This is a genomic window from Salinispora oceanensis (assembly GCF_000383575.1).
Lineage (GTDB): Bacteria > Actinomycetota > Actinomycetes > Mycobacteriales > Micromonosporaceae > Micromonospora > Micromonospora oceanensis.
On record NZ_KB911579.1, the window covers coordinates 2,118,691 to 2,131,159 of the forward strand.

11 protein-coding genes, 2 tRNA genes and 1 pseudogene are annotated in these 12,469 nt (G+C 68.2%); 13 read left to right on the forward strand and 1 reads right to left on the reverse strand.

From position 1 onward, the window contains the following. Window positions 1-4: 4 nt before the first annotated feature. Both recF and SALPAC4_RS0109920 read left to right on the forward strand, forming a co-directional pair. A complete protein-coding gene (gene recF, locus SALPAC4_RS0109915; RefSeq protein WP_019870199.1) occupies window positions 5-1,138 on the forward strand; it encodes a DNA replication/repair protein RecF in 1,134 nt (377 codons plus the stop codon). Further along, a complete protein-coding gene (locus tag SALPAC4_RS0109920; RefSeq protein WP_027644713.1) occupies window positions 1,128-1,736 on the forward strand; it encodes a DUF721 domain-containing protein in 609 nt (202 codons plus the stop codon). The genes recF and SALPAC4_RS0109920 overlap by 11 nt, the downstream gene beginning before the upstream one ends. Here SALPAC4_RS0109920 and SALPAC4_RS0109925 read toward each other — a convergent pair. After that, window positions 1,727-2,308 carry a hypothetical protein gene (locus tag SALPAC4_RS0109925; RefSeq protein ID WP_019870201.1) on the reverse strand — a complete coding sequence of 194 codons (582 nt, stop codon included), beginning with the start codon at window positions 2,306-2,308 and terminating at the stop codon, window positions 1,727-1,729. The genes SALPAC4_RS0109920 and SALPAC4_RS0109925 overlap by 10 nt on opposite strands. 492 nt (window positions 2,309-2,800) lie before the next feature. Here SALPAC4_RS0109925 and gyrB point away from each other — a divergent pair, with 492 nt between their 5' ends. The 11 genes and pseudogenes from gyrB (at window position 2,801) to SALPAC4_RS0109985 (ending at window position 12,467) form a co-directional block, all read left to right on the forward strand. Then, window positions 2,801-4,747, forward strand: a complete 1,947-nt coding sequence (gene gyrB, locus SALPAC4_RS0109930; protein ID WP_027644714.1) for a DNA topoisomerase (ATP-hydrolyzing) subunit B — start codon at window positions 2,801-2,803, stop codon at window positions 4,745-4,747. 134 nt (window positions 4,748-4,881) lie between these two features. After that, entirely contained in the window at window positions 4,882-7,401 is a 2,520-nt protein-coding gene (gene gyrA / locus SALPAC4_RS0109935; protein ID WP_019870203.1) for a DNA gyrase subunit A, read from the forward strand. Between the two features lie 4 nt (window positions 7,402-7,405). Next, window positions 7,406-8,347 (forward strand): DUF3566 domain-containing protein, encoded by a 942-nt coding sequence (locus SALPAC4_RS0109940; protein WP_019870204.1) that lies wholly within the window; start codon window positions 7,406-7,408, stop codon window positions 8,345-8,347. A 126-nt stretch (window positions 8,348-8,473) separates the two neighbouring features. After that, a tRNA-Ile gene (locus SALPAC4_RS0109945) sits at window positions 8,474-8,547 on the forward strand. A gap of 219 nt (window positions 8,548-8,766) precedes the next feature. Then, complete coding sequence (locus SALPAC4_RS0109950) at window positions 8,767-9,135, forward strand: VOC family protein (RefSeq protein WP_019870205.1); 369 nt, start codon at window positions 8,767-8,769, stop codon at window positions 9,133-9,135. A gap of 142 nt (window positions 9,136-9,277) precedes the next feature. Next, entirely contained in the window at window positions 9,278-9,406 is a 129-nt protein-coding gene (locus SALPAC4_RS28430; RefSeq protein ID WP_018221871.1) for a DLW-39 family protein, read from the forward strand. Between the two features lie 26 nt (window positions 9,407-9,432). After that, window positions 9,433-9,505, forward strand: a tRNA-Ala gene (locus SALPAC4_RS0109960). Between the two features lie 61 nt (window positions 9,506-9,566). Continuing rightward, window positions 9,567-10,233: pseudogene (locus SALPAC4_RS28935) on the forward strand (helix-turn-helix domain-containing protein). Between the two features lie 87 nt (window positions 10,234-10,320). Further along, complete coding sequence (locus tag SALPAC4_RS0109975) at window positions 10,321-10,848, forward strand: VOC family protein (RefSeq protein WP_019870208.1); 528 nt, start codon at window positions 10,321-10,323, stop codon at window positions 10,846-10,848. 59 nt (window positions 10,849-10,907) lie between these two features. After that, window positions 10,908-11,360, forward strand: coding sequence for a hypothetical protein (locus SALPAC4_RS25265; protein ID WP_019870209.1), 453 nt, complete (start codon window positions 10,908-10,910; stop codon window positions 11,358-11,360). Between the two features lie 120 nt (window positions 11,361-11,480). After that, window positions 11,481-12,467, forward strand: coding sequence for a sigma-70 family RNA polymerase sigma factor (locus SALPAC4_RS0109985; protein WP_019870210.1), 987 nt, complete (start codon window positions 11,481-11,483; stop codon window positions 12,465-12,467). Window positions 12,468-12,469 lie beyond the last annotated feature (2 nt).

Sequence of the window (12,469 nt, forward strand, 5' to 3'; positions counted from 1 at the left end):
ACCCGTGTACGTCCGCCGGCTGGAACTCGTTGACTTCCGCTCGTACGAGCGGGTCGGGGTGGATCTCGAACCGGGGGCGAACGTCCTGGTCGGTCCGAACGGGGTCGGCAAGACCAACCTGATCGAGGCGCTCGGCTACGTGGCGACCCTGGACTCCCACCGGGTCGCCACGGACGCCCCGCTGGTCCGGATGGGAGCCGCCGCGGGGGTCATCCGCTGCGCCGTGGTGCACGAGGGGCGGGAGCTGCTGGTCGAGTTGGAGATCGTGCCGGGGCGGGCCAATCGGGCCCGGCTCGGCCGCTCCCCGGCTCGGCGGGCCCGGGACGTGCTCGGTGCCCTGCGACTGGTGCTCTTCGCCCCGGAGGACCTGGAGCTGGTCCGGGGCGACCCGGCGCAGCGGCGCCGCTACCTCGATGATCTGCTGGTGCTCCGGCAACCCCGGTACGCCGGGGTGCGGGCCGACTACGAGCGGGTGGTTCGGCAGCGGAACGCCCTGCTGCGCACCGCGTACCTGGCGCGTAAGACCGGCGGGACCCGCGGCGGCGATCTCTCCACGCTCGCGGTCTGGGACGACCATCTCGCGCGGCACGGTGCCGAGTTGCTCGCCGGTCGGCTCGACCTGGTCGCCGCACTCGGCCCCCACATCACCCGGGCGTACGACGCGGTGGCCGCCGGTAGGGGCGCGGCCGGCATCACCTACCGATCGTCGGTCGAATCGGCCCGCCCAGCCGCCGACCGGGCGGAGCTGACCGCGGCGTTAAGCGACGCGCTCGCCGCCGGCCGGGCAGCCGAGATCGAGCGGGGGACCACCCTGGTCGGCCCGCACCGGGACGACCTCGACCTCACGCTGGGGCCACTGCCCGCGAAGGGGTACGCCAGCCATGGCGAGTCCTGGTCGTTGGCGTTGGCGCTTCGGCTGGCCGGATACGACCTGCTGCGCGCCGACGGGATCGAGCCGGTGCTGGTGCTGGACGATGTCTTCGCCGAGCTGGACACCGGCCGGCGGGATCGCCTCGCCGAGCTGGTCGGCGAGGCGAGCCAGCTCCTGGTGACCTGTGCGGTGGCAGAAGATCTCCCCGCGCGTCTGCACGGAGCGCGTTTCGTGGTCCGCGAGGGGGAGGTACAGCGTGTCGGATGAGGCGGAACCCGGCGCCGGATCCAGGGCGACGGCGGTGACTGGCGCGGACGGGGCCGTCCCGCCACCGGACGCCGGGGCGGAGGCACCGACCGAGGCGTCGTCCGGGCCGCAACTCGCGCGGGCGGTGCTGGATGCGGCGAAGGCTCGCCGTCAGGCGGCGCAGCCCCAGCGGCGCAGCCGCAGCGGTGGGGCGAGCGGTGGGGGGCGACGGCCGCGGGGCTACTCCGGCCCGGGGCCGGACCCGCGCGACCCGCAGCCGCTCGGGGCGGTGCTGGACCGGCTGGTGAAGGCGCGGGGCTGGCAGCAACCGGCGGCCGAGGCCACGGTCTTCGGCGCCTGGGAACGGGTGGTCGGCCCGGACGTGGCCCAGCACAGCCGGCCGGTGAAGCTGGAAGGCGGCGAGCTGACCGTGGAGGCGCGCTCGACCGCCTGGGCCACCCAGCTCCGGCTGCTCGCCGGCTCGCTGCTGCAGCAGATCGCCAGCGAGGTGGGCCACAACGTCGTACGCCGGCTGCACATCCACGGTCCGGCCGCGCCGTCCTGGTCGCGTGGCCCTCGTCGGGTGCGGGGCCGCGGCCCCCGGGACACCTACGGCTGAACGGCCCTGCGGGGTGCCACCGAATCGGCGTAGACCGCGAAGCCCCGCTCGGCGCAGCGGCGGTAGAACGCGGCGAGGACGCTCAGCTCCGCGCAGGTGAAGGTCCACTGCGGCGGGGCTCCGCTGTCGTCGCGGAGCCGGTCCAGCCGGCTGTCCAGCCAACGGAGCTGCTGCTCGGCCAGGCGTCCGTCGCCGAGTAGCGCGCGGAGCACCTCGCTGACGGTTTCGAAGGTGACTGCCTCACCGACTGCTCGGTGCCGTCCCACGAACCGCTCGACTCCGTCGGCGATCCACCCGCAGCCATCCGGGTCGATCACCGGGTCCTCGTCCTCTTCCGAGTTCTCTGTGGCGTACAGCACATTTTCCAGGCCGAGGATCAGATCGACCAGCTCGGTGTACGCGGTCGCCCGGACCGTGCCGGTCTTGGCGATCAGCTCGGCGAGCGCGGCGGTCGGTGCGGAAATCTGTGGCATGTCGACGATTTCGCCGAAGTCCACGAACTCTGCCGGTGCGACCGGGTCGTAGAAGCGGCCGGTCCGCGGCCAGTTCACCACGACGTTGTCCAGCCCCATCTGGTGTCACCTCTCAGCCCATGTCCGTATGAACGGGTCGATCGTCCGGTTCCAGCCGGCAAAGATCAAGCCGGCGTGCATCGCGAGATGGACACACATTGGTCGGGGGTGGCGCCGGCTGGTGCGAGCCTACGGTCGGCTCGGTGTGCGTAGGGGGAGTCGTGGAGTGAGCGGTCGGCCGGCTACGGAGGTCTCAGCCGCCGCGCAAGGGGTGCCGAGTGGTGGATCTGTCGCCGACGCCCAGTAGGATTGGGTTGAGACGAAGACCCGGTGCGGAGCGATGAAACCCGGGGCCGGCACGGGCCCGAGATCATCGTTCCACATCAGGTCGAGCCGATCGCGATCCGCGGACATCCGCGGCGGCCGGCGCGTTCGACCCCCGGTCCGGACCATTCTCCGGTGCCGGTCCGCGCGCCCGACGTCGCGTTCTGTCCGCCGAACCCCGTGACCGGTCGCGCCAGTGGTGTGGCCGACGCGAGAAAGTGGCCGAGGGTGGCAGCGCAGGACAAGCAGGAGTACGGCGCAGAGTCGATCACCGTCCTCGAAGGGTTGGAGGCGGTCCGTAAGCGCCCCGGTATGTACATCGGGTCCACCGGCGAACGCGGTCTGCACCACCTGGTGTGGGAGGTCGTGGACAACGCGGTGGACGAGGCGCTGGCCGGGCACTGCGACACCATCGATGTGGTGCTGCTCGCCGATGGTGGGGTTCGCGTCACCGACAATGGCCGTGGTTTCCCGGTCGACCCGCATCCGAAGCTCAAGAAGCCGGGTGTGGAGGTGGCGCTGACCGTGCTGCACGCCGGCGGCAAGTTTGACGGCAAGGCGTACGCCGTCTCCGGTGGCCTGCACGGCGTCGGTGTGTCGGTCGTGAACGCCCTCTCCACCCGGATGGCTGTCGAGATTCAGAAGGACGGCTACTTCTGGCGGCAGTCGTACACGGACTCGAAGCCGACGCCGCTGGAGAAGGGGGAGCCGACCGACGCCACCGGCTCGGCGGTCTCCTTCTGGCCCGACCCGACGGTCTTCGATACCGTTAGTTTCGACTTCCAGACCATCTACCGCCGGCTCCAGGAGATGGCCTTCCTCAGCCGGGGGCTGACCATCCACTTCCTCGACGAACGGGTCGACGAGGACGATGACAGCAAGACGCGTGAGGTCACCTTCTGCTATCAGGGTGGCATCGCCGACTTCGTCCGGCACCTCAACGCCTCGAAGACCTCGATCCACAAGTCGGTGGTCGAGTTCGGCACCGACGAAGACGGCATGTCGGTCGAGATCGCCATGCAGTGGAACGAGTCGTATGGCGAGTCGGTCTACACCTTCGCCAACAACATCAACACGCATGAGGGCGGCACCCACGAGGAAGGCTTCCGGTCGGCGCTGACCAGCGTCATCAACCGGTACGGTACGGAGAAGCGGCTCCTCAAGAGCGACGAGAAGCTCTCCGGGGAGGACATCCGGGAGGGGCTGGCGGCGATCATCTCGGTGAAGCTGACCAACCCGCAGTTCGAGGGGCAGACCAAGACCAAGCTGGGCAACACCCCGGTCAAGAGCTTCGTGCAGCGGGTCTGCAACGAGTGGCTGGTTGACTGGCTGGACCGTAATCCGGCCGAGGCGAAGGTCATCATCACCAAGGCCTCCCAGGCCGCGCGCGCCCGGGTGGCCGCCCAGCAGGCCCGCAAGCTGGCCCGCCGTAAGTCGTTGCTGGAGTCCGGCTCGATGCCGGGCAAGCTGGCCGACTGCCAGTCGACGGATCCTCGTGAGTGCGAGGTCTTCATCGTTGAGGGCGACTCGGCGGGCGGCTCCGCCAAGCAGGGGCGCGACCCGCGGACGCAGGCGATCCTGCCGATCCGCGGCAAGATCCTCAATGTGGAGAAGGCGCGGATCGACCGGGTCCTAAAGAACAACGAGGTCCAGGCGCTGATCACCGCGCTCGGCACAGGTATCCACGACGACTTCGACATCGAGAAGCTGCGGTACCACAAGATCGTGTTGATGGCCGACGCGGACGTCGATGGTCAGCACATCCAGACGCTGCTGTTGACCCTGCTCTTCCGCTTCATGCGACCGCTGGTCGAGTTGGGGCACGTCTACCTGGCCGCCCCGCCGCTCTACAAGATCAAGTGGAATCGGAAGGGGGATGATGCGCAGTACGCGTACTCCGACCGAGAGCGGGACGGGCTGATCACGCTGCGGCAGCAGAAGAAGCCCAACGCAAAGCCGGACGATATTCAGCGGTTCAAGGGGCTCGGTGAGATGAACTATCCCGAGCTCTGGGAGACCACGATGAATCCCGCCACGCGTACCCTGCGCCAGGTCACGCTCGACGACGCGGCGACCGCGGACGAGCTGTTCAGTGTGCTGATGGGGGAGGACGTTGAGGCTCGTCGCTCGTTTATTCAGCGTAACGCCAAGGACGTGCGGTTCCTGGACATCTGAGGCCAACTCGGATCCGACCGGTCCGTCGTCCGCGGCGACCACGGCTCATCCACAGAGTTATCCACAGCCAGGTCGGTTTCCACAGCGGTTATCCACAGCACAAAAGCGACTCTGAGTCTGATAAGGGTTAACAAGTGACCGATACCCCCGAGTCCACACCGAACGAGCCCGACGCCCCCGAGACCGCCGGCGCCGTCGTGGCGCACGACCGGATCGAGCCAGTCGGGCTCGAGGTGGAGATGCAGCGCTCCTACCTCGACTACGCCATGAGCGTGATCGTCGGGCGGGCGCTGCCGGACGTCCGGGACGGGCTGAAGCCAGTCCACCGCAAGATCCTCTACGCGATGTTCGACTCGGGGTACCGGCCCGACCGGGGGTACGTGAAGTGCTCGCGGGTGGTCGGCGACGTGATGGGCCAGTTCCACCCACACGGCGACTCGGCGATCTATGACGCGCTGGTCCGGATGGCCCAGCCCTGGGCGCTGCGTTACCCGCTGGTGGACGGCAACGGCAACTTCGGTTCACCGGGTAACGACCCGGCCGCGGCGATGCGGTACACCGAGTGCAAGCTCCAACCGCTGGCGATGGAGATGCTGCGGGACATCGACGAGGACACCGTCGACCTGCAGGACAACTACGACGGCCGGGCCAAGGAGCCCACGATCCTGCCGTCCCGGATCCCCAACCTGCTGGTCAACGGCTCAGAGGGCATCGCGGTCGGGATGGCCACCAAGATCCCACCGCACAACCTGCGGGAGATCGGTGCGGCGGTGCAGTGGTGCCTGGAGCACCCGGAGGCCGACGAGGCGAGCACTCTGGAAGCCCTCCTGGGGATCGTCAAGGGGCCAGACTTCCCGACCCACGGCCTGATCGTCGGCCAGGCGGGGATCCAGGACGCGTACCGCACCGGTCGTGGCTCGATCCGGATGCGCGCCGTGGTCGAGGTCGAGGAAGACAAACGGGGCCGGCCGGCGCTGGTGGTCAGCGAGCTGCCGTACCAGGTGAACCCCGACAACCTGGCCGAGCGGATCGCCGAGCTGATCAAGGAGGGGAAGCTCGGCGGGATCGCCGACATCCGGGACGAGTCCTCCGGACGCACCGGCCTGCGGCTGGTGCTGGTGCTCAAGCGCGACGCGGTCGCCAAGGTGGTGCTGAACAACCTCTACAAGCACACCCAGCTGCAGGAGACCTTCGGCGCGAACATGCTGGCGCTGGTGGACGGCGTGCCGCGCACGCTGAACCTGGCCCAGTTCATCCGCTACTACGTCAATCACCAGATCGAGGTGATCCGTCGGCGGACGGCGTACCGGCTGCGTAAGGCCGAGGAGCGGGCGCACATCCTGCGGGGTCTGGCCAAGGCGCTGGACGCCCTCGACGAGGTGATCGCGTTGATCCGGCGCTCGCCGACGGTGGATGACGCGCGGCAGGGCCTGATCCGGATGCTGGACATCGACGAGATCCAGGCGACCGCGATCCTGGACATGCAGCTGCGCCGGCTGGCCGCGCTGGAGCGGCAGCGGATCCTTGACGACCTGGCGAAGCTGGAGTTGGAGATCGCCGACTTCAAGGACATCCTGGCGAAGCCGGAGCGGCAGCGGCGGATCGTCTCGGATGAGCTGGGCGAGATCGTCGCGAAGTGGGGCGATGATCGGCGCACCCAGATCATCCCGTTCGACGGCGAGGTCTCGATGGAGGACCTCATCGCCCGCGAGGACGTCGTGGTCACCATCACCCGAACCGGGTACGCCAAGCGCACCAAGGTGGACGCGTACCGTTCGCAGCGGCGGGGCGGCAAGGGGGTCAGCGGCGCCACGCTGCGGCAGGACGACATCGTCAGCCACTTCTTCGTGTGCTCGACGCACGACTGGATTTTGTTCTTCACCAACAAGGGCCGGGTGTACCGGGCCAAGGCGTACGAGCTCCCGGAAGCCAGTAGGGTGGCCAAGGGCCAACACGTGGCCAATCTGCTCGCCTTCCAACCAGACGAGCAGATCGCACAGATCATCGAGATTTCGGACTACCAGGTCGCCCCCTACCTGGTTCTGGCCACCAAGAACGGAGTGGTAAAGAAGACGAGGCTTGAGGAGTTCGACTCCAACCGGTCCGGCGGCATCATCGCGATCAACCTGCGCGAGGACGACGAACTGGTCGGTGCCGCCCTGGTGGCGCCGGAGCAGGATCTCCTGCTGGTGTCGAAGAACGCCCTGGCGATCCGGTTCAACGCCTCGGACGAGGCGCTACGGCCGATGGGGCGGGCTACCTCGGGTGTGATCGGGATGCGGTTCAGCGAGGACGACGAGTTGCTCGCGATGGAGGTCGTCCGGCATGGCTTGGACGTCCTGGTGGCCACCAATGGTGGTTACGCGAAACGTACTCCGATTGAGGAATACCCGGTCCAGGGCCGGGGAGGTAAGGGCGTGCTGACTGCGAAGATCACCGAGCGGCGCGGTGGTCTGGTCGGTGCTGTGGTGATCGACCCGGACGACGAGCTCTTCGCTATCACCAGTAACGGTGGTGTCATTCGGACTCCGGTGAAGCCTGTACGCCGTACGCGCGACCGGAACACAATGGGGGTCAAGCTGATGGACCTTCCGGATGGCGTAACCATCGTGGCGATTGCTCGCAATGCCGACGAGCCTGACGAACAGGACTAGTTGCATGACGGAGACACAGGCGAAGTCGGGGAACGCGGGGAACTCGGCTAACCCGGTCGACGAGGACGGCGCCACGAGCGGTGCCTCAGCCGCCGGCCGGGCGGCAGTGGGGCGGGCCACCGTCCCCGCCGACGCGCCGGCCCCGAAGTTCACCAGGGCTCCCGGGATGGCCCCGCCGCCGGACAAGCCGGCCAAGGAGTCGGAACCCAGCGAGGAACCAGCTGAGGCCACGAAGATCGAGACACCGCGCACCGATGGTGCCGCCGCTGAGAAGGCCGCCGGGGCCACCCCGCCGCCGACCCCTGGCGGCGCTGGACCGGCCAGCCCGGTCGCCGGGAGCGCGGCTGGCCTCGGGAGCGCGGCTGCCCCCGTTGGCGCGAACGGCGTCCCCCGACTCGGTGACACCGGAAGTCAGTCCCGGGTCACCGGGACCGCCCGCCCACAGCCGAACTCCGCCGGCCGGCCCCAGGGCGGTGGCCTCCCGCCGGGAATCGGCGGGGTGGCGGCCATCGGGGCGGCACGCGTCGGTGAGGCGGTACGCGCCGCGCGTACCGCGGTTAGCTCTGCCGCCTCTCGTGGGCCGCGCCGGGCCCGGCTGAATCTGCGGCGAATCGACCCCTGGTCGGTGATGAAGTTCGCCTTCGCGGTTTCGGTCGTGATCTTCATCGTCGTCGTGGTCGCGACCTCGGTGCTGTACCTGGCGCTGGACGCGATGGGCGTGTTCGCCAGCGTCAACGACAGCTTGAATGATCTGGTCAACGCGGGCGGCGGCCAGAGTGCCGACGGCTTTCAGATCACCGCCCGCGGCGTGATCCTGAGTTCCGCGTTGATTGGCTTGGTCAACGTTGTGCTGTTCACGGCACTGGCAACACTGGGCGCGTTCGTCTACAACGTCTGCGCCGACCTGGTGGGTGGAATCGAGCTGACGCTCGCCGAGCGCGACTGAAACACGTCAGCGGGACCCGGGCCGTCGGCCCGGGTCCCTGAACCGCCGGTGCCGGGAGCACGCCCGGAGCGACCCCCCGATTTTGGGGCGGCTGGGCCGATGGGTTAACCTTGCTCGTCGCAACACGGGGCTATAGCTCAGTCGGTTAGAGCGCAGAGCTGATAACTCTGAGGTCGCTGGTTCGATTCCAGCTAGCCCCACCTCCCGCTCGGTCCTCACATTCTGAGGGCCGAGTTCTTTTGTAGCGCCGACTGAGGTCGCCACAGCCCTCACCGGCCTGACAACCTGGACGCCGGCGTCTCGCCGCTGGCGCCGCAGCATGTGGCGAAAGTGTCGTAGCCCACTTCTAGTCTGGCGCCCGTTCGATGTTCTGTCCCGGCCTGGTCTGCACTGGGTCGGTTCGCCTTCGAGGGGGTCCGGTGCTCAACCACCTTGGCATTCAGGTGCGTGATTTCGATGCCAGTCTCGCCTTCTACGATGCTGTCCTGGCCCCACTTGCGGGGCGTCGCCTGATGGAGTTTCCGGAGGCGGTGGGCTATGGCAGCAGCATTCCTGACTTCTGGCTCAGCCCGTTGGGCGGTGCGGCCGGGGGCGTCGAGGCGCACATCGCCTTCACCGCGCCGGACCGGGCTGCGGTGCAGGCGTTCCATGACGCCGCGGTGGCACTCGGGGTGGAGGTGCTGCATGCGCCCCGAGTCTGGCCGGAATATCACCCGACCTACTTCGGTGCCTTCGTCCGCGATCCGGATGGCAACAACGTTGAGGCGGTCTGTCACCAGCCGGAGTGATCGCTGCCGCAGCGCCGGCTGGGGATAGGTGACGCGTGGTCCGGTCCATGACGTCGGCGGGCCCGTTCACCGGGCCTTGCTTCCGGCTGGTACGGTCCTCGGGTAGGTCCGACGGCACTGTCGAGCGTGAGGGGTTGCCCTAATGTTCAAGAAGCTGCTGATCCTCGTCGGTATCGTCGGTGTGGCGGCAGTCGTGGCCAAGCGGGTCAAGGAGACCAACGACGAGCGCGCCCTCTGGCACGAGGCGACCAACGCGCCCGACCTGCGCTGACCCGCACCGGTCTGCGGACCGCTTCCGGGGCCCTAGCTCAACTGGCAGAGCACTGCCTTTGCAAGGCAGGGGTTAGGGGTTCAAGTCCCCTGGGCTCCACTTACCAAGCCTGTGACCAGGCATGACGTAGTTTCCAGAGTGATTGACCTACCATCGGTGCGTGTGGGAGCAGCGGGCTTCGCCCATCCCCGAGATCCGGACAGTCTGGCGTGCCTACGTCGAGGAGGCCGCCGGTTACATCGACGAGGCGAGCGAGCACTGGGGCCTGTCGTTCATCCGTCGCCCCGATGGGTCGCTGGCGGCCGAACTGGCGGGTCCGCGGATCACGGGTCTGCCGATTCGCTCACATGCCGGGGAGTCCTACTGGGGCGTCGAGCTCGCCGCTGACGTGGTGATCCCAGGCGTGGACAAGGCGTTGCTGCGCGGTGCGATTGCTGAGCTGCCGGTCGCCGACGGGCAGGTAGCGCTCGGGGGGCCGCCGCTGTCGCGTTCCTAGGTGGGAGGAACTCGAGTCCTTCGTCGCGCGGCTTGTGGCCGACGGGGTGTTGGTGGCGGATGCCGACATCCGGCGGGCGCTCAACGGCGACGACCGTGGGCTGTCGCGGCGGAGCTGGCAGCGGCGGTTCCGGTCGATCACCGGCCTGCGTCGCAAGGAAATCGAGCGGCTCGACCGTGCGCGTCGTGCCTACCAGCTGCTCAGCGCGGGAGTGCCGCCGTCCGAGGTCGCTCTCGCCCTGGAGTATGCCGATCAGGCGCATCTAACCCGAGAGCTGCGGCGCATCCGGGGTGAGACGCCGGCTCGCATCCGCGCGGCGGCGACCGCCTGACGTTGGCGTTTTTGTTCAAGACCTCCGGACGGTCGGCCAGCGAGGGTGGGGACACTGATCAGCCGACCCTGCGCAGGAGGACGACACATGAACGCCATCGTCACCCCGACCGGGTTCTCCACACTGAATCCGTTCTTCGTCGTCCATGATGCTGACGGGCTGATGACCTTCCTGCGGGAGGTGTTCCGGGGCGCAGAGCACCTCGAGGCCCGTACTGTAGACATCGACGGTCTGCTGTTGCATGCCGAGCTCGAGATCGGCGGTACGACCTTGATGTTCGGCGAGCGAAAGCCGGGCTGGCCGTTCCTGCCGCAACTGACTCAGATCTACGTCGATAGCGTGGACAGCGTGCTCGCGCGGGCCGTGCAACGTGGCGCGCGAATCGTCACTCGGCCGACCGACTTTTTCGGCACGGTCTTTTCTCGGATGCGTGACCCGTGGGGCAACATGTGGTGGGTGTACCAGCACGCCGAGGCCCCGGAGCTGGACTGGGACGGCGGTGGGGGCAGCGACGCGGGCGCTACCGAATGGTCCGACCCCGACCTCGCCTACATCCACCGAACCCTCGTGGAGGCGATGCCGCGGCTGGACATCGAGCCCAGCGGCGAGCGTTAATTCATATAGCGGGCCGACAATGACGGTACTGAGGTGATCGCGGACCGGGAGGGCGCGCCGTGCTGAGCTGTCTACACACCCGAGTCTCTGCCTACTCGCTCGTCGGGCTCGTCCTGCCGGTGGCCTTCCTGTCCGGCTGTGGGGAGGACAGCCCAGGGCGGACCGTGGAGGCGAACGGCGTCATCACGTTCGTGGCGCCGGAGGCCGATGGAGGCCGACACGCCCAGATCATCGGTGAACTTGTGGTGGGCAAGGGCCAGTGCCTGGCCGTGCAGACCGCGGAGAATCAGACACTGGTCGTCGTCTGGCCGGCGGGAAGCGAACTGAAGACCGGCGACGGCACCACCGCGGTCGAGGTGCCCGGCGCGGGCACTGTCCAGGTCGGTTCCACCTTCACGGCAGGTGGCGGCTACGTCACCCCACCGCTCGGTGACGACATGCCCAGCATCCCCGAGACCTGCGCCAGCGGTACGGAGCAGGTCGCGGTCATCGACAACCTTGACCGTAGGTAGCGCCCGACTCCGGGATGACGCAAGATCTTTTTCTGTCGATGTAGCCTGGCGCTGGTGAGCGATGCCGAAGATGGCGGGAGCAGTTCGAGTCGGGCAGGCGAGGCTGCTACGACGCAGTTGGTGGCGGCGCGGGCCGGTGACGGCGATGCCTTCGGACGGTTGGTGGAGCCGTTACGGGATGGGCTACGCGTCCACTGCTACCGGATGCTGGGGTCGGTCCACGACGCGGAGGACGCGGTCCAGGAGACCCTGGATCGGGCGTGGCGCAGCCTGAAACGCTTCGACGATCACGGGTCAATTCGGCCGTGGCTGTACAAGATTGCGACGAACCGGTCGCTGACGATTATTGAGCGTCGGGGTCGGCGCGAGTTGCCCACGGATCTCAGTCCGGGGGGTGTGCCGCTGACCGAGGCGGCGTGGCTGGAGCCGTACCCCGATCGGCTCATGGACTGGACGGCGCGGTTGAGTCCCGAAGCCCGCATCGTGGCGCGGGAGAGCGTGGAGTTGGCGTTTATCGCCGCCCTGCAGCATCTTTCGGCGTCACAGCGAGCGGTTCTGTTGCTGCGCGACGTGCTCGGCTACACCGCCGGTGAGGTCGCTGAGGTGTTGGACACCACGGTTGTCGCGGTCAACAGCGCTCTGCAGCGGGCCCGCAAGGTCGTCGTGAAACTTCGCCCCGAAGCCAGCCAACAGCAGACCCTGCAGACGCTCGGCGACGCGGAACAACGAAAGGTGGCCCGGCGGTACACGACCGCCTGGGAGGCTGGCGATGTTGACGCCATCGTGGCGATGCTGACCGAGGACGCACGATACTCGATGCCGCCGCTGACCAGGTGGTACGCGGGTCCGGCAGACGTTCGCGGGTTCCTGGTTGAGGCGGTGCTGCGACATCGCTGGCGGTTCGTGCCGGCGTGGGCGAACGGGCAGCTCGCGTTCGGCACCTACCTGTGGAGTGACGAGCGGGGCGCGTACGTCCCGGCGGGTCTGGATGTGCTGACGCTGCGCGGGCGGCGGGTGGCCGAGGTGGTTTCGTTCCTGGACGCCGACTTCCCGGCCTTCGGGCTGCCGGCCCAGCTGTGGGAAGAGAATTTTGCCGGCGCGCGATGATT